This is a genomic window from Polaribacter dokdonensis, assembly GCF_024362345.1.
GTDB lineage: Bacteria > Bacteroidota > Bacteroidia > Flavobacteriales > Flavobacteriaceae > Polaribacter > Polaribacter dokdonensis.
In genome coordinates this window covers 2,998,344-3,019,506 of record NZ_CP101505.1, presented here as the reverse complement: position 1 = coordinate 3,019,506, position 21,163 = coordinate 2,998,344, and the positions used below count along the sequence as shown (strand labels likewise).

The following is a 21,163-nucleotide window of genomic DNA, read 5'->3' as shown; positions in this document are numbered from 1 at the left end:
TATGGATCAATTAAGCGTAGAACATTTATTAGGAATCAAATATTTAAATGCCAATGATATTGATTTGATTTTTAAAACTGCAGATCATTTTAAAGAGGTAATTAATAGGCCAATTAAAAAAGTACCCTCTTTAAGAGACATTACTATTGCCAATTTATTTTTCGAAAATAGTACAAGAACAAAATTATCTTTTGAACTTGCAGAAAAAAGACTTTCTGCAGATGTAATTAACTTTTCTGCTGGGCAATCATCTGTAAAGAAAGGTGAAACTTTAATAGATACTGTAAACAACATATTATCTATGAAAGTAGATATTGTTGTTATGCGTCATGGAAATGTAGGTGCAGGTGTATTCTTATCAAAACATGTAAATGCAAAAATTATTAATGCAGGTGATGGTACACATGAACACCCAACACAAGCCTTATTAGATTCGTACTCAATTAGAGAAAAATTAGGATCTGTAAAAGGTAAAAAAATTGTTATTGTAGGCGATATTTTGCATTCTAGAGTAGCTTTATCAAACATATTCGCATTACAATTACAAGGTGCTCAAGTAAAAGTTTGTGGACCAACAACTTTAATTCCAAAACATATAGCAAGTTTAGGGGTAGAAGTAGAAACCAATCTCAAAAAAGCTTTAGAATGGTGTGATGTTGCTAATGTTTTAAGAGTGCAACATGAAAGAATGGATATTAAATATTTTCCATCAACAAGAGAATACACTCAGCTTTTTGGTATCAATAAAGAAATTTTAGACAACCTTGGCAAGAAAATAGTAATCATGCACCCAGGACCTATAAATAGAGGTGTAGAAATTACAAGTGATGTAGCAGATTCTGATCAATCCATAATTCTGAATCAAGTAGAAAATGGAGTTGCAGTAAGAATGGCTGTGATCTATTTATTAGCACAACAAATTAAGAGATAGATCATGAAGATAGATCAAAATTCTAAGTATACTTTGCTTTATGCTGATGAAGAAAACATAAAGGTTTTCTTAGAAAAGCTTAATAATGAACTAGATAATTTAGAAAAAGAAAACATTATTGTAACTTTTTCTGACAATTTTAAGAGGAAAAAAGAAGATTTTTTACTATTTTTGGATATAGCAGCGCACAAAAAAGAACTTGGCACATCATTTGTACTAGTTTATAAAGATATTGATGCAGATGATTATCCTGAAGATTTTAACATTGTGCCTACGTTAACAGAAGCTGAAGATATCTTAGATATGGAAGCTATGGAAAGAGAATTAGGTTTTTAATCCCCCCAAATGATATGCTAAAAAAACTACTTTTTACTTTATTTTTAACTGTTTCAGCAATTGGTTTTTCTCAATCAAAAACGATTGAAAAATTATCTGCTGCTCCAAATCCGTTTACAACTTCTACTAACATTACTTTTAACGCTACAAGTACATCAAAAATTACATTCAACGTAAGAAATGTTTTAGGAAAAATTGTTTTTAAAAAAGAATATACTACCAAAATAGGTAAAAACAATATTACTTTTTATAAAGATGATTTAGCAACAGGTATTTATATCTACAGCATTAGGGACAAAAAAGACATTTTATCTAAACGTTTTGTGATTAAATGAGTTTAAACCTAACTATATTAGGTTGTCATTCTGCAACTCCACGTGTAAACGCATACCCAACATCTCAGTATTTAGAAATTAACAATCGTCACTTTTTAATAGATTGTGGAGAGGGTACTCAGCGTCAAATGAGAAAATATAAAGTTGGTTTTTCTAAAATTGATCATATATTTATTTCTCATTTACATGGTGATCATTTTTATGGCTTAGTAGGTTTATTATCTACTTATGGAATTTTAAGTAGAGAGAAAGAACTACATATCTATGGGCCAAAAGGAATTAAAGAAGTTACTTTATTACAACTAAATATTTCTCAATCTCATGCCAAATACAAAACTGTATTTCATGAACTATCTTCTAATAAAAGTGAACTTATTTTTGAAGATGACAAGGTTTCTGTAAGTACAATTCCTTTAAATCATAGGGTTTACACGAATGGCTACTTATTTAAGGAAAAAGAGAAACCCAAAAAGCTTCATATGGGCAATATTAGTAATTATGAAGAAATTGGAAGAGCAGATTATCTAAATATAAAAGCAGGTAAAGACATTACTTTATCCACAGGAGAAATTATACCAAATGATGAATTAACTCTCCCTCCAAAAAAGGCATTAAGTTTTGCTTTTTGCAGCGATACAATGTACAAACCAGATATAGTTCCTATCATAAAAGATGTTGATCTATTGTATCATGAGGCTACATTTTTAGCAGATAGAGAAGACTTAGCTAAAAAAACCAAGCATGCAACCTCTAAACAAGCTGCACAAATTGCAAAAGATGCAAATGCAAAACAATTAGTAGTTGGCCATTATTCAGGCAGATATAAGGATATTTCTTTGTTTCAGAAAGAGGCTCAAGAAATATTTAATAATACAGAATTGGCAGTTCCTGGTAAAAATTTCAAGATAGATGCAGAATAACGAAATCAATTCAATTTATAATGAGATTTTTAAAACTTTTCCAGAAGTTATAATAGAAGATCATATTAAAAAATTAATTGAACTAGATTATTTTCTACCTTATAATTCTACATTTTTCTGTCTTACAAACACAGTAAATAAAAATTTTGAATTTGTAAGTAAAAACTTTAATGCGTGTACAGGTTTATCAAGAGATAAAATGATTGCAAATGGTATGGATTATTATTGGTCTTTAATTCATCCAGATGACATTGAACTTTGGTTAAAAAGCTTACAAAACTTAATGGCTTTTACAATGAAAGAACTTAATGATGATCAACGTAAAAGAATGAACTATACTTGGAATTATCGAATTAAAAATGAAAAGGGAAACTATGTAAATATTATCCAAAACACTACTCCTTTGCAATTTGATGAAAACAATAAACCCATTATTGGTATGGCTCATTACACTGTATTAAACAGTGAAACTTTTATGGATATTTGTGCTACTGCAAAAATCTTAAATGACAATAATGAGTATGAAACTCTTTATTATGAAAACATGTCTAGTGCTAATTTATTAGATGTTATTTCCAATAGAGAAAGAGATATTATTAGGTTAATTATTACCAAAAATACCAGTGAGGAAATTGCGAATAAATTGAACATTAGTGTTCATACTGTTAATACACACAGAAGAAATATTTTAAAGAAATTAAATATTGATTCTACCTTTGAGTTGGTAAATTACTTTAAAAACAACCCAAAACTTGTTTAAATACTCATTATGAGTATTGTAGTATCTTATCAGTCCTTTTATATTTGTGTAATAGGCAAAATAAAATGGTCACAGTATAAATTAAGTTTTTCTATAACAGAATACATTCCCTCAATAAAATCCTGTTTATTTTGCCTTTTAATATTGATTTGTAGAAAGCATTACTAGAGTGCAAGCTATTTCTGAGTCTATATTATTATCTTTCAATAATTTAACAAACTCCATATTTTCTGTACCAGGATTAAAAATGACTCTTTCTGGTTTTAAACCAATAATATAATTGTAATACTCTTCTTGTCTTTTAGGGTTTAGATAAAGTGTAACAGTATTGATATCTTCAAAATCCTTTCTTTCTGTATCTATAACTACATTAAACACTTTTCCTTCTCGCAAACCAATAGCAGCAGTTTCTACACCTTTATCTGTAAGCCTTTTTATGGCAATATTAGAATATCTATTAGGATTTAATGATGCACCTACAACTAATGTTTTCTTTCCTTTCATAATCTTCTTTTTCTATAAGAAACAACAATTCTGCAGAATATCAAAATATTATCCTCTTCTTCTACCCATTCTATTATTTCTCATTTCTACCATTTTTTCTCTAATGGTTTTTGTATAATCAACTTTAGTAATTTCTTTACCATTATCAGGTGAATCAATCTCTAATTTTTCTTCTTTATTTAACACTATTTCTGTGCATAATAATGTAGTGTTTTGAGCACTTACTTCTAAAATTAACCCTGGAAGCCCCCAAAATTCTGCAGGCCCTTGAGCCATAGGTATTTGTGGAGTATACCAAGCCTCTACTACAACTAAATTTTCTTCTACTTCTTCCTCTTTCTTATCGTTATTTCTTAAATCTCCCCAAGAAAAATTATACCAATTTAATTCAGAATAAGGCACAAATGCCTTCGCTTTATAACATAAATAATCTCCAATCTTTTTAGACTCGGTACCAATAGTCCAATTAATTTTATATAAATCATCTTTTATTAAGAATCGTTTTCCATAAAATTCTTGGCTTTGAATCAATTCATTACTTAAAATATTTTTATAATGATCTCCTCTTGTAAAGTAAGCTCCCCAAGAATCTGTTGCTCCAGAAATTGCATCTATCTTCTCTTCTTCTTTAAACGAAGATTCAGTATTATTAAAAGTTAATTCGTATGTTTTTTCTAATCTATTCTTTAATCTGTTAGCTACTTGTTTCTTTTGTGCTTCACTCATTCTAGCTCCCCAATTTCCTAACTCCATTTTAGATTTAGAAATATAAGTGGCTTTACCACTTAACTTTTGAGCAGTAGTATTAGTAATTAAAAAGCATAGAAAAAATAAAGTAATAGAAATTGATTTAAAGACTTTCATAGTTGACAAATTTAAATATTGTTTAACAAATTTAGCAATTTATTAAACAATTAATAATTTTAGACATTTAATTAACAATACTTTAAGGTTATTTCTCTGACTCCAAAAACTGTTTTGAAATATATAAATCAAAAAAAAGACTTACTAAAAGCAAGTCTTTCAAATTTATATGTTGTAAATATTACCAACGAATTACAACAGAACCCCAAGTAAAACCACTACCAAAAGCAGCTAAAACAACTAAATCATTGTCTTTAATTTTACCTTGTTCCCATGCTTCAGTTAACGCAATAATTACAGAAGCAGCAGTTGTATTACCATACTTCTGAATATTGTTGTGTACTTTATCATCTGCTAATTGAAATTTCTTCTGAATAAATTGAGCTATTCTTAAATTTGCTTGATGAGGAATTAACATATCAATATCTTCTTTCTGCAAATTATTAGCTTGTAAACCTTCTACAATTGCTTCAGAAAAACGAACTACAGCATGCTTAAAGACAAACTGACCATTCATATAAGGAAAGTAAGATTGATCTTCAGGATCGTTCTCTGCAATGATTTCTGGAACCCATCTACCAGTTGCTGGCCCATCTAACATTAATTCTCTAGCATATTTACCCTCAGAATGTAAGTGAGAAGATAAAATTCCTTTTCCTTCTTCTTCACATCTAGATAAAACTGCAGCTCCTGCACCATCTCCAAAAATTACAGTAACACCTCTACCTCTTGTAGAACGCTCTAAACCACCTGAATGATTTTCTGAACCAATTACTAAAATATTTTTATACATTCCAGTTTTTATAAACTGATCTGCAACAGACATAGAATAAATAAAACCAGAACATTGATTTCTAACATCTAATGCACCAATTGTTGGCATATCTAACATATCTTGAACTCGAACTCCACCACCAGGAAAATACATATCTGGACTTAATGTAGCAAAAACAATAAAATCTATATCATCTTTAGTTAAGCCTGCTCTTTCAATTGCAATTTTAGCAGCTTTAACACCCATAGATGAAGTATTATCATCAGTTTTTGGATCAATCCATCTACGTTCTTTGATACCTGTTCTTTCTTGAATCCATTCATCTGAAGTCTCCATAAATTCCTTAAGGTCATTATTTGTAACAACATTTTCAGGAACGTAATATCCTAAACCAGTAATTTTTGAATTATACATATTTTAAAGCGCTAATTTTAATTTTTTATTAGTATTAGTAAACAAAAATAGTGAATTTTCAATTTACAAACTATTTCTTAAAATTTAGATTACTCTGTCATCTTGTCACAATAACAATTTTGGTATTTTTTTTGACTAATAGTACATCAGAAAATAATATTAAATAACTATAAAATTATGAGTAAAGGAAACATTAATGTATCAGTAGAAAATATTTTTCCACTGATTAAGAAGTTCTTGTATTCTGATCATGAAATCTTTTTAAGAGAATTGATTTCTAACGGAACTGATGCTACCACAAAATTAAAACATCTTATTTCTATAGGTGAAGCACAAACTGAATTGGGTGATGCTAAAATTGAAATCAGCATTGATAAAGATGCCAAAACCATAACTATAAAAGATCAAGGTTTAGGAATGACTGCAGATGAGGTTGAAAAATACATTAATCAAATTGCATTTTCTGGAGCTGAAGAATTTTTAGATAAATATAAAGATGATAAAAACGAAACTGGTGTAATTGGACACTTTGGTTTAGGTTTTTACTCTGCATTTATGGTAGCAGATAAGGTTGAAATCTTTACAAAATCTTTTAAAGATGAGCCAGCTGCACATTGGACATGTGATGGTTCTCCTGAATATACCTTAGTTGAGCATGACAAGTCTGACAGAGGAACAGAGATTGTTTTACACATTGCAGAAGATTCTACAGAATTTTTAGAAGAAGGTAAAATTAGAGGTTTATTAACAAAGTACAATCGTTTTAACCAAGTGCCAATTAAATTTGGAACTAAAAAAGTAAACGATCCAACTCACGAACCACAAACCACAAAAGATGCTGAAGGTAAAGAAACGACTGAGCCTCACAGACAGATTGAAGTAGATGATATTATTAATAATACAAATCCTGCATGGACTAAAGCACCTGCTGATTTAGAAAAAGAAGATTATGATAATTTCTACAGAGAATTGTATCCAATGCAATTTGAAGAGTCATTATTTCATATTCATTTAAATGTAGATTATCCTTTTAATTTAACAGGTATTTTATTCTTCCCTAAATTGTCTCAGAACTTAGATATGCAGAAGGATAAAATTCAGTTATATCAAAACCAAGTATTTGTAACTGATAATGTAGAAGGTATTGTACCAGACTTTTTACAGATGTTAAAAGGTGTTATTGATTCTCCAGACATTCCTTTAAACGTATCTCGTTCTTATTTACAAGCAGATGGTGCTGTAAAAAAGATTTCTGGTTACATTACTAAGAAAGTTGCAGATAAATTAGCTTCTCTATTCAAAAAAGACAGAGCAGATTTTGAGCAAAAATGGAATGACATTAAGGTAATTATCGAGTATGGAATGTTGTCTGAAGATAAATTCTTCGATAAAGCTAAGAAATTTGCTTTATATCCAACAGTTGAAGATTCTTACTTTACGTTCGATGAGTTAATTGAAAAAACAAAAGATTCACAGACTGATAAAGATGGTAACCATGTAATTTTATATGCTTCTAATAAAGATGCACAACACAGTTACATTCAAGAAGCTACTGCTAAAGGTTATGAAGTTTTACTTTTAGATTCACCAATTATTTCGCATTTAATGCAAAAATTAGAAGGTGGAGATGCTAAAGTGAAGTTTACAAGAGTAGATTCAGATTTCATAGATAATTTAATTAAGAAAGATGAAAATGTTATTTCTAAATTATCAGATGAAGAAAAAGATAAATTAAAGCCAATTATTGAAGCTGCTGTACCTAAAGAAACGTACACAGTTCAAATGGAAGCAATGGATTCTAGTTCTTCTCCATTTATAATTACAGTACCAGAATTTATGCGCAGAATGAAAGAAATGCAAGCTTCTGGAGGTGGAGGAATGATGGGAATGGGTAATTTCCCAGACATGTATAACTTAGTTGTAAATACAAACAATCCATTAGTTTCAGAAATTTTAGCTGCTGATGAAGACAAGCAACAAAACTTAATCTCGCAAGCTTTTGATTTAGCCAAATTATCTCAAAACCTTTTACATGGTGAAGAGTTAACCAACTTTATCAAACGTTCTTACGAATTAATTAAATAGTGGCATTGTCACAAATATTCCATAAACCTCTTTGTCTTCACAAAGAGGTTTTATTTTAAATAAAAACACATAACAAACAGTATAACAATGCAACTAAAACATCTTTTTGTTTTTTTACTAGTTTTCCTAGTTTCTATTGCTGATGCTACTGTTTATTCTCAAAGAAATACTTCAGAATATTATCAATCTTCAAGAGTAATTAAGATTAAGAATGTAAGCAATAAAAGAACAAAATATATTGTTTTTAATAGCATACTTTATTTCAATTATTTTCTAGCTTATTTATTTCAAAAAAATAATTTAAAAAAAGGATTTCAAGAACAAATATTCCTTATTCTTAAATTACAAAAGCAGTTGTATCAAAAAATTGCTTTACAAAATATCAAACACACTTTTTTAACTACAAGAATTACATCTAGTAATTCAGTTTCTTCTTTATACATTGCTTAAAACTATTTAAGCAAATGCTGAAAAGCATAAAATGATAAAACAAATTTCTCATCATTTATCATTAATAACATGTATAAAAATAAAAAACAATTAGTAAAGCCTAAATGGTTTTTAAATTGGTTAAAAACAAAATTAATAGTAATTATTTCTGCTTTAATGTTAGGTATGTCTAACTCTTTAAAAGATGAAGATAATTCTATTTTTTATTGCCAATATAAAACTGAACAACAAGATAAAAAAGAATAATAATAGTTTAGAAAAACTAAAAAATAACTTTCTAAAGAAATCAACTAAATTTTAATAGAAGTTATTAAAACGACACATATTCAATAATACGTATTTGTGAAAGATAAATCAAAAAATAAAATCCAAAAAAATGACTAAAAAAAAAATATTCCTAAGCATAATAACTATTTTAATATTAACAATTACACTATTTCTTTATGTAAAAAGAGACAAATTTGCCTATGTAGGCTCAGTAGATATTATTGAAGTTGATTGTGGTAAAAAACATCAAATTTTGAGTGAAGTTTATGAAAGTGATCAGAGGATTAGAAGGTCTAATCAACTTATAAAATATGCTAAAGAAGATCACAGAAATCAAGAATTAGTAATTAGCATTATAGAAAAGTGTGGCATGCCAACATTAAATGAAGTATCTCAAAAACATATGGATGCAATATGGTTGGGACTACAACACACTACTAAAAAGCATAGAGAAAAGTACTTTCCACAAATAGAGAAAGCAGTAAAAAATGGAGATTTATCTAAACAGCAATATGCACTAATGAAAGATAGAATTTTAATGGGTAATGGAAAACCACAAATATTTGGTTCACAGATAAAAAATGGCAAATTATATAAACTAGAAAATCCTGAAACTGTAAACGAAAGAAGAAAGAAAATGGGAATGGGAACAATAGAGGATTATTTAAAGAATTTTAATATTCAATATAATCCGAATTAAGAAAACTTTACCACACAAAATACTGAGTTGAAACAACTATTTTTTTTTAAAATATTTTAATCTCGAAATCTATTAGAAGCTCATGAATTAATGAAATTTATCAAACGCTATTATGAGTTAATTAAGTAGTTAATAACTTAGTATAAATTATAAACCTCTCTGTGAAAACAGAGAGGTTTTTTTTCGTTTCTTAGTTTTATGAATAAAGAAGAAGAAAAGCACTTAATTAATAAAATTAAATTTAAAGCACCATTTTCAAGGTTGAAAAATATTACTTATACAGAACAACCTGATTTAATTTGTAATTTAAATAATAATATTATTGGAATAGAGATTACAGAATGTTTCCAAGACGATACAATTAAAGGTTCAAAGCTAAAAGAATCTCGAAGTTTTAAAAATAAAATTGGAAAAAAATTAATAGAAATTATTAAACTTGATATTCCATTTCATCTTACGATTGATATAGATAAAAAAATAAATCTTAAAAACAATCAACTAGAATCATTTATAAATGATTTGAAAAAAACAATAGAAAACAAAATAGATATTATTCATAATAATACTTTAATCACAATAGATGAAGACATTATCTATGCAAATGGAGTAAAAAGTATTGATTTATTTTTCACTAATGATCTTAAAACAAATAGTTATGGAGAAACTGACTATGGTAAATTATCAGTTTTTACAAACATGAATTTAAATTACATATTAAATAAAAAAGAAAGTAAATTAATAAAATATGCTTCTTGTGACGAATATTGGTTAGTTATAAGAGAAGGTGATATGATTGCTGCATCTTTTTCTAAGATAGATCTTAAACCTTATTTAACTAAATTTGATCGTATATTTATGTATAGGATATTTAAAGATGAACTTTTAGAATTATAAATTAATTTAGTATATGTATATATTCTCTAAAATTAATTTATACAAAGATTAATATAACCTTATGAAACTAGTCCATACAAATCAGCTCCCTGAAGTTGGCACAAGTCATAACAAAGACATCAAGAAAAAGGTCTTTATCAACAAAGATGAAATACCACAATTAATGATGTTTGGCTCTGCCACTTTTAAGCCTGGACAAACAGTAGAAACTCATAAACATGATACTATGTATGAAGTTTTCTATATTCAAAATGGTAAAGCAGAGTTTATTATAAACAATGAAAAATTTATAGCTAATAAAGGTGATTGTATCACTATTGAACAAGGAGAATACCATTCTATGAATAATCCGTTTAAAAAAGAGGTAACATGGGTTTATTTTGGAATTGCCACAGATTAACCAATCTAATTAAACTAACTTTGCCCAAAAATAATACATGCAGTTTTCTGATTTACCATTAAATAAATCCATCTTAAAAGCAGTTGCAGAGCAACGTTTTCATAGACCTACATTAGTTCAAGAAAAAGCAATACCCTTAGTTTTAGATCAGAAAAATGTAATTGTTTCTGCACAAACAGGCACAGGAAAAACTGCTGCTTTTGCATTACCTATTATTGAAATTTTGTTTGACAAACAAGATGCAGATAAAAGAGCAAAAAAAATAAAAGCTTTAATTGTAACTCCAACTCGTGAATTAGCAATTCAAATTTTAGAGAACTTTAAATCTTATAGTAAATACACCAATTTGAGAACTACAGCCGTCTTTGGGGGTGTTTCTTTAGAGCCTCAAAAAGAAGTTTTAGCCAAAGGTGTAGATATTTTAGTAGCAACTCCTGGAAGGTTAATCGATTTGCAAATACAAGGAAACATCGATTTAAGTGAGCTAGAAATTTTAGTTTTAGACGAAGCTGATTTAATGCTAGATATGGGTTTTATTAATGATGTAAAAAAGATTGAAAAACTTTGTCCTAGAAAAAAACAAACACTTTTATTTTCTGCAACCATACCAGAAAAAATTGATGAATTGTCTAAAAGCATTGTAAAAAATGCAACCAAGGTTGAAATTAACCCTGAAGAAACTACAGCTAAAAATATTGGACAGTTATTATACTATCTGCCAAAAAAGAACAAAACAGATTTGTGTTTGCACTTATTACGAAACACCATTAATGGTAAGATTATCATTTTTAGACGTACCAAGTTTGGTGTAGATAAATTAGAACAAACGCTTATTAAAAATGGTTATAATGTTGCAAGTATTCATGGTGATAAAACTCAAGGTGTTCGAAACAAAGCCATAGAAGATTTTAAAACCAAAAAAGCATCAATTTTAATAGCTACAGATGTTGCTGCAAGAGGTATAGACATTACAAATGTAGATGCAATTATAAATTTTAATATTCCAAATGTACCAGAAACCTATGTACATAGAATTGGTAGAACAGGTAGAGCTGGTAAATCTGGTATTGCATTTTCTTTTTGTTCACCAGATGAAAATAGCTATATAGCTTCTATCGAAAATTTAATCGAAAAATCGATAAAGGTTATAGACGATCATCCTTACCCAATAAACAAACCAAAGCATACCAAAAAACAACCTAATACAGTTAGTAAACACAAAAAAAGCAGAAAATCTGCGGCTTCTAAAAAGAAGAAGAAAAGATGGTATTAATAAAAATGGGTTCAAACAATTAATTCTAATTTAAAAGGTTAGTAATATATCAACCATAAAACAATTACCAATGTCTACTCATTTTAAAATTAATAAATTACTTTTTTTCTCTTTAGCTATTGTGCTTTTAGCTTCATGCAATACACAAGTTAATAGTAAAAATAAGAATCAAGATCCTTTACAAGGTGTTTGGAAATTAGATGCCTTTTATACTTTAGCAAATTCAGATACCATTGTTAAAAACTACAATAAGGTACAACACAAAATGTACTTAAATGGTCATGTACTTTGGAATGCAGATACTGACGAAAATGGAGTAGATTGGAGTGGTTATGGAACTTATAGCTTTAAAAATGACACCATAACAGAAACATTGACTTCGACATCTAAATCTATGAAAAGTGATGTAAATACTTATGTTATTCCTATTGACTTTAAAGTAAATTCTTACAAACAAGTAAATACATATTATAGAAATGATACTGTATTTAAAAATATAGAAATCTTTACAAAGATTGATTAATTGAGTTAAAATTCAGTTTTAATGAGCTAATGTTAGCTTCCATTTTTTAATCCGTTCTTTCATATAATTTGTATTTTTATACCTCAACTAAAAACCAAAATTCATGAAATGGAGAAGTAATAAAAGAAGTTCTAATGTTAATGACAGAAGAAGTGCAAGTTCTGGCAGAGGTTTTAGTGGAGGTGGTTTAGGTGGAATGCTTATTCCTTTAATTTTAAAGTTAGTTAGCACAAAAAAAGGATTAATTATAGTTGCTGTTGTAGGTTTACTAATGTATTTCACAGGTATAAATCCACTACAATTTTTATCTGGTGGATCTACAACAAATCAAGTTACAAACACCACATATAAAGGTACTGCAGAAGAGAATGAATTAGCCGAATTTAGCAATAGGGTTTTAAGAAGCACAGAAGACGTTTGGAATTCAATTTTAAGCAACTACCAAGAGCCAACCTTGGTTTTATTCACAAACTCTGTATCTTCTGCATGTGGATCTGCATCTAGTGCAACAGGCCCTTTTTATTGTCCAGGAGATAATCAATTATATATAGATTTAAGTTTCTTTCAAGAGATGGAAACACGTTTAAATGCACCAGGAGATTTTGCACAAGCTTATGTAATTGCTCATGAGGTTGGGCATCATATTCAAAATTTAATGGGTACTACAGAGAAAATGCAGCAATTAAGAGGCAGAGTAAGTCAAAAAGAATACAACCAATTTTCTGTAAAGCTAGAATTACAGGCAGATTTCTTGGCTGGTGTTTGGGCTCATCATGCAAAAAATATGGATTTAGTTTTGGATCAAGGTGATTTACAGGAAGCTCTAAATGCAGCTTTTGCAATTGGTGATGATAGATTACAAAAACAATCTTCAGGAAGAGTTGTACCAGATTCTTTTACTCATGGAACCTCTGCACAAAGAATGCGTTGGTTCAGAAAAGGATTTGAAACTGGAGATATCAAACAAGGTGACACGTTTAACGCAACTACTTTATAAAACAATGATTACAATTAGAAAAGCTACTGTAAATGATGTTAAACAATTAGCAATAGTCTCTAAAAAAGCTTTTTTTACACCTCATCAGCATGCAATTCCTAAAGAAATAATGGACAATTATCTTAAGGAAAGCTTTAGTGAAGAAAATCTAACAAAAGAAGTTACTCAAGAGAATTATGAGTATCATTTAATCTTTTATAAAGATGAATTGGCTGGTTTTTCAAAGGTTATTTTAAATACTCCAAATGAACATCTTAAAATTCAAAACGTAACAAAAATGGAACGTTTGTATTTGGTTGAAGAATTTTATGGTTTAGGTTTAGGTAAAAAATTATTTGATTATAATTTAGACCTTATCAAAAATAATAATCAAAAAGGAATATGGTTATATGTTTGGATTAAAAACTATAGAGCTTTAAAGTTTTACGAAAAAGTAGGTTTTAAAAAAATTGCGCTGTATGACTTTCCAATCTCAGCCACAGAAACAAGACCAAATGATGTATTATTTCTAGATTTAAGCTAATCTAAAATTATTCTTTTAATTCCTATTACGTTAATCCTTTTTGTAATTCAGTTAATCTTATACTTCTTTTGAAACTATTTTCGTTATCAAATAAAAGCATAATGAAAAAGACAGCATTAATTACAGGAGCAAGTGGAGGTTTAGGAAAAGAGTTTGCAAAAATTCATGCAAAAAATGGAGGAGATTTAGTAATTGTTGCTAGAAGCAAAAACAAACTTTTAAAATTAAAAGAGCAATTAGAAAAGAAACATGGAGTTCATGTGAGTATTATTGAAAAAGATTTAACAGAACCTAATGCAGCCCAAGAAGTATATAATTTTGTAAAATTCAGTAAAATTGAAATTGATTATCTGATAAATAATGCTGGTTTTGGAGGCGTAGGTAAATTTCATGAACGTGCTTGGGCACAAGATTTAGCCATGATTCAGCTTAATATTATTGCACTTACAGATTTAACTCGAAAATTCTTACCAGATTTTGTAAAACGAAATAATGGTAAAATTTTAAATGTTTCTTCTACAGCAAGTTTAATGGCTGGCCCAATGCAAGCAGTATATTTTGCAACCAAAGCTTTTGTAACCTCTTTTAGCAATGCAATATCAGAAGAATTGCATGACACCAAAATTTCAGTAACCACTTTAATGCCTGGAGCCACAAAAACAGATTTTGGTGAAACTTCAGGAATGGACAAAACAGCTCTTTTCGAAAATGCTGCAGATCCTAAAGTTGTTGCGCAAGAAGGTTATGATGCAATGTTAGAAGGTGCTTTAGATATTATATCTGGCGTAAGTTTTCCTCAAAAAGTAATGATGAAAGCTATTCCTATAACCCCAAAAAGCCTACTCTTAAAACAAATAAGAAAAATGCAAGAACCAAAATAGTTAGCATTCAATAAAAGTTATAAAAAGAACCTTTTTACGAAAGTAAAAAGGTTTTTCATTTTTATTATCTTTAGAAAGTACAATTTTAACCTTAGTTTAAATAAATAATACCTATGATTTTCAGTCATTCTAAAAATAGACTAGAAAGTGTAAGTGATGCTGTATTTGCTTTTGCTGCAACTTTAATGGTTGTTAATATTAGCGCCAATTCTAATCTAACTTCATTTACAGACGAACTGCCAAACTTTATAAGTTTTGCTGTTAGTTTTTTTGTAATGATGGCCATTTGGAAAGTACATTACAACTTTTTTAGAAGAACAGATTATATAGATAATTGGATTATAGCCTTAAACATGATTCTGTTGTTTACAGTTTTGTTTTATATTTTTCCAATTCGATCTTTACTAAATACAGGAATGGGTAGAAAACTTATAAGTTTAGATTTGTTATCTAACATTTTTCAAATGTATAGCATTGGTTTTACCTTAATATTTGTTAGTTTTCATTTACTGTATTTAAGAGCATTTAAAAAAGATAGAGCTCATGGTAAAAACCTAAAACTTCTTTTTTATGCAAGACATTTCTTTATATTTATTATTGTTGGTATTCTATCATTCATATTAGCTAAATTTCAATTGGGCTTAAAATATGGTATCCCTGGTTTTATTTACATGCTTCTAGGACCATTAAGCTACATTCACTCTAAGAAATTCCATAAAAAACATAATTTAGAGTATTAAGTATATCGCTTTTAAAATGTTAAAAATATAATCTTAAAAGAAGAAGAAAAAAAAGATGATGTATATTGTATCTTTAAATACAACGATTCAAAAATTATTCCATAAAATGAAAAAAGTTACTTACTTATTATTACTTTTTACTGCAGTAATAACAGCACAAACCGATTTAAAAATTTATGATATTATTGATGAAGTATCTGCAGATAGAATTAAGGCAGATGTAAAGACTTTAACAGAATTTGGTACAAGAAATACATTTTCTGACACCATTTCTGATACACGTGGAATTGGTGCTGCAAGAAGGTGGATAAAAGCTGAGTTTAATAAAATATCAGAAAATTGCAACAATTGTTTAAACGTTTTTTATCAAAAAGATTTAGTTACTACAGAAATGAGTAATAGGGTACCTCATGATGCTTATGTTGTAAATGTAGTTGCTGTACAAAAAGGAACAAAATACCCTAACAGATATATAATTATGAGTGGTGATATCGATTCTAGAAATAGTGATGGATCTAATTTTACCAAAGATGCTCCAGGTGCAAATGACAATGCTTCAGGAATGGCAGGTACTATAGAAGCTGCAAGAGTTTTAAGTAAATATCAATTTGAAAGTAGTATAATATATGTAGGTTTATCTGGAGAAGAACAAGGTCTTTTTGGTGGTGCTGGTTTAGCAAAATATGCCAAAGATAAAGGTTGGGACATTATTGGAATTTTAAATAATGACATGATTGGTAATATTACAGGTGTTGATGGTGTTGTAGATAATAGAGCCTTTAGAATTTTCTCTGAACCAGTACCTGCAAACGAAACTGACAGACAAAGAAGAATGAGACGTTTTTATGGTGGTGAAGTAGATGGGATTTCTAGACAGTTAGCAAGATATGTACATAAAACCACCAAAACGTATATGCCAGAAATGAATCCAATGATGATTTATAGATTAGATAGATTTGGTAGAGGTGGACATCACAGACCTTTTAATGATTTAGGTTTTGCAGGAATTCGAATTATGGAAGCTCATGAAAATTACACACAACAACATCAAGATATTAGAACCGAAAATGGTATTAAGTATGGAGATACTTTTGAACATGTAAATTTTCCTTATGCTAAAAAACTAACAGCTGTAAATGCTATTAATTTAGCAAGTTTAGCTTGGGCGCCTGCAGCTCCTGAAGTTGTTGGAATTGGAGGAATTGTAGAAGCTTCAGCCAAACTAAAATGGTCTGCTGTAGAAGGTGCTAAAGGATATAAAATTTACTGGAGAGACACTACTTCTCCTACTTGGGATAATTCTAGATATGTAGAAACAACAGAATTTACTTTAGAAGGTATTGTTATTGATAATTTCTTCTTTGGAGTAGCTGCAGTTGGCGAAAATGGGCATGAAAGCATGGTAGTTTTCCCAAATAAAATAATGAGATAAAAGTGCGATTTAGTTGTTTTATTTTAATAATTCTATTCGCCTCTTGTACTCAAAGTCAGCAAAAGTCAAAACCAAAGTACATCAAGTTTGTAGAAAAAAATGATTCTATATTAGTACTCGTTAAAAATCCAGTACTTGGGTTTTCTTTTCTAAAAATTAAAAATTTAGAAGAAAAAACAGAACGTTATCTCGATTTTACCAAACCAGATTCTATAAAGTTATTAAGTTTTGAAAAGGCTAAAGTAGATACAGTATCCATTTTAAAAAAATATGAGTTCAGTTTATATTATGGAACTTCTAATTTAAAAAGATATGATACTCTATTTAACTATGGGCTACCCTTTTTAAAAGGAAAACGTTATAAAATCTTACAAGGACAGAATACAAATTTTACACATAAAGGAAGTTTCTCTAGATATGCCATAGATTTTAAGATGAATATTGGTCAAACAGTTTGTGCAATTAGAGATGGTTTGGTTGTTAATGTAAAAGAGAATTCTAACAAAGGTGGTAGAAATAGAAGATACCTAAAAGATGCCAATTATGTTGTTTTAGCTCATAATGATGGAACATTTTCACAATATGTTCACCTTAAAAAAAATGGAGCAATTGTAGAAATAGGAGATACAGTTAAAAAGGGCGAACCTATTGGTTATTCTGGAAATACAGGAATGAGCACAGAGCCCCATTTGCATTTTGCTGTATATAAACCTACAACTAACGGCTTTGTATCTATACCTTTTATCTTAAATACTTATCCTTCTTCCAAATATAGAAAAGGAAGATATGCTAGAAATAAAAATTAATTCTTTTTAATAGAACCATTTTTAAAGGTAATTTTATTTTTCTACTAAAAGAAAGCCCCATTTTAAAAACATCACCAAAACAAACAATTTTAGACATTAAACTTATAATATTAAATATTGCATCATTTATATTTTCTACAATCATTTACACACTGATTTTGATCTAAAAATAATATTTTCTCTTCAATTGAGAGGTTTTGCATAAATAACAGTGAAAATTGTTAAAACTTTGTTAACTGAAGTGTTAAATAAAAGTTTTTATTTCCATTATAAAAGTATTACTATTATATTAGAGATAAAAATAAACAACATGAAGAATATATTTATACTAGCAGCAATTTTACTAACAAATACTTTGTTTTCACAAAACAATAATGAATTTTCAACGACTATAAATCAGGTTAATTTTGAGACTGATATTAAAGAAAATTATTATCTAAATGATAGTGATAAGTTCTTAAACTTATTTAATGATGTAAACTTTTTGGAGTCGAACTCAAAAATGAACACAGAAAGAAAATTTTTAATGAAATCATTAGAAAAAGAAAACATCTTGTCTAGTAATTTAAAGAACAAAAGTATTATAGTTACAAAAAACAAAAGGAGCATTGATGATACCAACAGTTTAATTACTGATACTAAAAGTACATTTGTAAAAACCATTATCGAAGATAAACTTAAAGAAGAATTATTAAAAAGTTTAAACGCAAATGAAGCATTAACTTATGGAGATAAGAATATTGATTTGTATGTGGAATATGAAGAAATGAGAAACAAATTAATCAAATCTTATGAAATTAATGATTCTGTTGAGTTTCAAATTGGTAAAAGCGTTTATCCTTATTTGAATAAAATTTTAAAAACAGAAATAGATAAGACTTTAAGAAATAGTTTAAACTTATTTGTGGTTAACTTCTAATTGATAGATAGTTCACTAACTCAGACATTTTATTTTTAGCTTGCTAATTATAAAATGTCTTTTTTATTTTGCAGTATGAAAGAATTACAAACAGCACCTTTTACTTTAAATCTAGTAGACACCTACAACATCTATATTCCTTATGATATTTATGAGCCTTTTGCCAATCAGAAAATGAGTAGAGTTCAAGTAGAGATTAATAATAATGAAACCAAAATAAACTTTTATGCTGCTGTAAAAAGAGATAAAAATTCTGGCGATTTTAAAATGATGTTCAGTAAACAGAAACAAAAAGAACTAAATTTAACCTTGGGTGATTCTTTTACCATTCAATTATTTGAAGACACTTCTAAATATGGTGTAGATGTTCCTGAAGAGTTAGAAGAAGTTTTTTTAACGGATTTTGAAGCTTATCAGATATTTGAAACACTAACAAAAGGTAAACAAAGAAGCATTATTTATGGAGTAAAAAGATTCAAAACAAGTCAGCTAAAGATAGATAAAGCTCTAATTCTTTGTGAGAATCTTAGAAGAAGAAATTTTGACCCTATGAAAATTTTTAAATTAGATTAATACATTAATTTCTTAATAGTTTCCATATAACCTCTGCTTACTCTTACAATATCTTTATTCTGCATAGTAACATCGTAACTTTTGCCATATTTATTAAGTTCCTCTATCTTATCAATATTAATAATTGATGATCTATGCACTCTTAAAAATATAGCTTCATCTAACTTTTGTTCTAATTGAGAAATTCCATAATTACTAATAAATGTTTTTTCTTCAGTAATAATTTTAGAATAATCTCCATAAGCTTCAATTCTTATAATATCTTTTACAGAAATGGTTACCAATTTGTTTTTAGCTTGTACCAATATTTTCTGAGGATATTTTTCTGCATCCATCAACAAACTATTGGTTAATTCTTTAGCTTTATTATCTGCAATATTAGAAGTTACTTTTTCTACAGCAACTTTAAAACGTTCTTGTGTATATGGCTTTAACAAATAATCTACTGCATGCACTTCAAAAGCCTTTAATGCATATTGATCATAAGCCGTAGAAAAAATAATTTGAGGTAATTCTTCTAAATGTTTCAATACATCAAAACCAGTTAAACCTGGCATCTGAATATCTAAAAAAACCAAATCTGGTTTAAACTCATTAATCATTTTAACAGCATCTACTCCATTGTTCGCTTCTCCTAATAAAATTAATGCAGGAAAGTTGCTTAGATACTCTTTAATAAGTTTTCTACCTGCTTTTTCATCATCAACGATAATTACTTTCTTCATATCTCGAAACTTATTTTTAATCCTTTAGGCAAATTATCTTCTAAGGTTAGCACACTATTGTACATTTTTTCTAACCTTAGTTTGGTATTTGTTAACCCTATCCCCTTTTCGAAAACAGCATTTTTATCTTTTACACCTATGCCTGTATCTGCAATTTCAAAAATTAATTTATCCTCTTTTTTCTGAATTTTGATGCTAATTTCTCCTCCTTCAATTAAACTTGCAATCCCATGTTTAATCGAGTTTTCTACCAAAGGCTGCAACAACATTGGTGGTACTTTTTCTTGTAGAATTGCATCATCTACATCAAAACTTATTTTTAATCGATCTTCAAAACGCTCTTTCTCTAATTGCAAATATTTTTTTACAAACTCTAGCTCTTCTTTTAAAGCCACTTTTTCTACTTGACTGGCTTTTAATTGATAGCGAAACAAGTCTGACAACTCAGCTATTAAGCTTCTAGTTTTTTCGTTTTCTGCAGGAACAGAGGCACTTATAGTATTAAAAACGTTATATAAAAAATGCGGATTAAGTTGTGCTTTTAATGCAGATAATTCACTCTTTAAAGCAATCTGTTTTAACTCGCCTTCTAATTTAATTTTCTTTTGGTTGTCTATAAAATATTTATAAGCGAAAAAGACACCAAATTGCACCCACATAAATAGAGTTGGTATGTACCAATCCCAAACAGAACCTGTACCTGTTAAATGAAAAATGCCTATAGAATCTAAAAAATCATATCTCCATTCTCTTACAAAATACACTGTTATTGGTACAAGTAGAAAAATAAATATCATTTGTAAAGAACTGGTTTTATTTTTAAGCAGTTTTACTACCAAAAACCAAATACAAATAGAAGATAAAAAGTAGAATGCATATTGCATACCAGCCATGTACCAATAATCTCTAAGGTTTATCCAACCCCAAAAACCTTCTTTAGCATATGAACCTATATTAAACCACAAAACAATTCTATACAGAAAAGAAAAAAATAGATAGAATAAGAATATAATTACAACTTCTTTTCTTTTAATGTTTTTCATAATTTGTGACTTTAAATCAAAAGTAGCAGTTAATAAGGTCATACAAAAAAATATTCTATGAATGGTCTTATTTTGGGTTGAATGGTCCTTGAC

General features: G+C 28.4%; 26 protein-coding genes. 21 read left to right on the top strand and 5 right to left on the bottom strand.

The features are described from left to right. Window position 1 precedes the first annotated feature (1 nt). From LPB302_RS13645 to LPB302_RS13625, 5 genes are read left to right on the top strand one after another with little or no spacing between them, the layout of a single operon-like run. On the top strand, window positions 2–931 hold the full coding sequence (locus LPB302_RS13645; RefSeq protein WP_053973036.1) for an aspartate carbamoyltransferase catalytic subunit: 930 nt from the start codon (window positions 2–4) through the stop codon (window positions 929–931). A gap of 3 nt (window positions 932–934) precedes the next feature. Then, window positions 935–1,267, top strand: coding sequence for a hypothetical protein (locus LPB302_RS13640; protein ID WP_053973037.1), 333 nt, complete (start codon window positions 935–937; stop codon window positions 1,265–1,267). 14 nt (window positions 1,268–1,281) lie between these two features. Further along, entirely contained in the window at window positions 1,282–1,602 is a 321-nt protein-coding gene (locus tag LPB302_RS13635) for a T9SS type A sorting domain-containing protein (protein ID WP_053973038.1), read from the top strand. Further along, on the top strand, window positions 1,599–2,522 hold the full coding sequence (locus LPB302_RS13630) for a ribonuclease Z (RefSeq protein WP_053973039.1): 924 nt from the start codon (window positions 1,599–1,601) through the stop codon (window positions 2,520–2,522). Before LPB302_RS13635 ends, LPB302_RS13630 begins: the two co-directional genes overlap by 4 nt. Next, window positions 2,512–3,282: a LuxR C-terminal-related transcriptional regulator gene (locus LPB302_RS13625; protein ID WP_053973040.1), complete on the top strand. Its 771-nt coding sequence runs from the start codon at window positions 2,512–2,514 to the stop codon at window positions 3,280–3,282. Before LPB302_RS13630 ends, LPB302_RS13625 begins: the two co-directional genes overlap by 11 nt. Window positions 3,283–3,420: 138 nt before the next feature. Here the strand turns inward: LPB302_RS13625 and LPB302_RS13620 are convergent, their stop codons facing one another. The 3 genes from LPB302_RS13620 to LPB302_RS13610 all read right to left on the bottom strand — a co-directional run bounded on the left by LPB302_RS13620 (window position 3,421) and on the right by LPB302_RS13610 (window position 5,839). Continuing rightward, a complete protein-coding gene (locus tag LPB302_RS13620; RefSeq protein WP_053973041.1) occupies window positions 3,421–3,786 on the bottom strand; it encodes a CoA-binding protein in 366 nt (121 codons plus the stop codon). A 48-nt stretch (window positions 3,787–3,834) separates the two neighbouring features. Next, window positions 3,835–4,650, bottom strand: coding sequence for a GLPGLI family protein (locus LPB302_RS13615; protein WP_053973042.1), 816 nt, complete (start codon window positions 4,648–4,650; stop codon window positions 3,835–3,837). A gap of 181 nt (window positions 4,651–4,831) precedes the next feature. After that, complete coding sequence (locus LPB302_RS13610) at window positions 4,832–5,839, bottom strand: 3-oxoacyl-ACP synthase III family protein (RefSeq protein WP_053973043.1); 1,008 nt, start codon at window positions 5,837–5,839, stop codon at window positions 4,832–4,834. A gap of 177 nt (window positions 5,840–6,016) precedes the next feature. Here LPB302_RS13610 and htpG point away from each other — a divergent pair, with 177 nt between their 5' ends. The 16 genes from htpG to LPB302_RS13530 all read left to right on the top strand — a co-directional run bounded on the left by htpG (window position 6,017) and on the right by LPB302_RS13530 (window position 19,302). Further along, window positions 6,017–7,924 (top strand): molecular chaperone HtpG, encoded by a 1,908-nt coding sequence (gene htpG, locus LPB302_RS13605; protein ID WP_053973044.1) that lies wholly within the window; start codon window positions 6,017–6,019, stop codon window positions 7,922–7,924. Window positions 7,925–8,011: 87 nt separating this feature from the next. Next, window positions 8,012–8,374 carry a hypothetical protein gene (locus tag LPB302_RS13600; RefSeq protein WP_053973045.1) on the top strand — a complete coding sequence of 121 codons (363 nt, stop codon included), beginning with the start codon at window positions 8,012–8,014 and terminating at the stop codon, window positions 8,372–8,374. 69 nt (window positions 8,375–8,443) lie between these two features. Further along, complete coding sequence (locus LPB302_RS13595) at window positions 8,444–8,620, top strand: hypothetical protein (RefSeq protein ID WP_176966475.1); 177 nt, start codon at window positions 8,444–8,446, stop codon at window positions 8,618–8,620. Between the two features lie 130 nt (window positions 8,621–8,750). Further along, a complete protein-coding gene (locus LPB302_RS13590; RefSeq protein ID WP_053973046.1) occupies window positions 8,751–9,341 on the top strand; it encodes a DUF6624 domain-containing protein in 591 nt (196 codons plus the stop codon). A gap of 198 nt (window positions 9,342–9,539) precedes the next feature. Further along, the gene (locus tag LPB302_RS13585; protein ID WP_053973047.1) at window positions 9,540–10,235 is read left to right on the top strand and encodes a hypothetical protein; all 696 of its coding nucleotides are present in this window, start codon (window positions 9,540–9,542) and stop codon (window positions 10,233–10,235) included. Window positions 10,236–10,296: 61 nt separating this feature from the next. Further along, window positions 10,297–10,635 (top strand): cupin domain-containing protein, encoded by a 339-nt coding sequence (locus LPB302_RS13580; protein WP_053973048.1) that lies wholly within the window; start codon window positions 10,297–10,299, stop codon window positions 10,633–10,635. A gap of 37 nt (window positions 10,636–10,672) precedes the next feature. After that, the gene (locus tag LPB302_RS13575; RefSeq protein ID WP_053973049.1) at window positions 10,673–11,908 is read left to right on the top strand and encodes a DEAD/DEAH box helicase; all 1,236 of its coding nucleotides are present in this window, start codon (window positions 10,673–10,675) and stop codon (window positions 11,906–11,908) included. Window positions 11,909–11,978: 70 nt separating this feature from the next. Further along, the gene (locus LPB302_RS13570; RefSeq protein WP_053973050.1) at window positions 11,979–12,431 is read left to right on the top strand and encodes a hypothetical protein; all 453 of its coding nucleotides are present in this window, start codon (window positions 11,979–11,981) and stop codon (window positions 12,429–12,431) included. A 103-nt stretch (window positions 12,432–12,534) separates the two neighbouring features. Further along, entirely contained in the window at window positions 12,535–13,428 is an 894-nt protein-coding gene (ypfJ, locus tag LPB302_RS13565) for a KPN_02809 family neutral zinc metallopeptidase (protein WP_053973051.1), read from the top strand. A 4-nt stretch (window positions 13,429–13,432) separates the two neighbouring features. Next, window positions 13,433–13,951, top strand: a complete 519-nt coding sequence (locus LPB302_RS13560; RefSeq protein WP_053973052.1) for a GNAT family N-acetyltransferase — start codon at window positions 13,433–13,435, stop codon at window positions 13,949–13,951. Between the two features lie 101 nt (window positions 13,952–14,052). Further along, window positions 14,053–14,832, top strand: a complete 780-nt coding sequence (locus tag LPB302_RS13555) for an SDR family NAD(P)-dependent oxidoreductase (RefSeq protein WP_053973053.1) — start codon at window positions 14,053–14,055, stop codon at window positions 14,830–14,832. A 113-nt stretch (window positions 14,833–14,945) separates the two neighbouring features. Next, entirely contained in the window at window positions 14,946–15,572 is a 627-nt protein-coding gene (locus tag LPB302_RS13550; protein ID WP_053973054.1) for a TMEM175 family protein, read from the top strand. Between the two features lie 106 nt (window positions 15,573–15,678). After that, window positions 15,679–17,004: a M28 family metallopeptidase gene (locus LPB302_RS13545; RefSeq protein WP_053973055.1), complete on the top strand. Its 1,326-nt coding sequence runs from the start codon at window positions 15,679–15,681 to the stop codon at window positions 17,002–17,004. Window positions 17,005–17,006: 2 nt separating this feature from the next. Beyond that, window positions 17,007–17,810: a M23 family metallopeptidase gene (locus LPB302_RS13540; protein WP_231658691.1), complete on the top strand. Its 804-nt coding sequence runs from the start codon at window positions 17,007–17,009 to the stop codon at window positions 17,808–17,810. Between the two features lie 310 nt (window positions 17,811–18,120). Continuing rightward, window positions 18,121–18,729, top strand: coding sequence for a hypothetical protein (locus LPB302_RS13535; protein WP_143032694.1), 609 nt, complete (start codon window positions 18,121–18,123; stop codon window positions 18,727–18,729). Window positions 18,730–18,804: 75 nt separating this feature from the next. After that, window positions 18,805–19,302, top strand: coding sequence for a YdeI/OmpD-associated family protein (locus LPB302_RS13530; protein ID WP_053973057.1), 498 nt, complete (start codon window positions 18,805–18,807; stop codon window positions 19,300–19,302). Here the strand turns inward: LPB302_RS13530 and LPB302_RS13525 are convergent. After that, on the bottom strand, window positions 19,299–20,027 hold the full coding sequence (locus tag LPB302_RS13525; protein WP_053973058.1) for a LytR/AlgR family response regulator transcription factor: 729 nt from the start codon (window positions 20,025–20,027) through the stop codon (window positions 19,299–19,301). The two genes, LPB302_RS13530 and LPB302_RS13525, sit on opposite strands and share 4 nt — an antisense overlap. After that, window positions 20,024–21,070 (bottom strand): sensor histidine kinase, encoded by a 1,047-nt coding sequence (locus LPB302_RS13520; RefSeq protein WP_231658692.1) that lies wholly within the window; start codon window positions 21,068–21,070, stop codon window positions 20,024–20,026. Before LPB302_RS13520 ends, LPB302_RS13525 begins: the two co-directional genes overlap by 4 nt. Window positions 21,071–21,163: the final 93 nt, after the last annotated feature.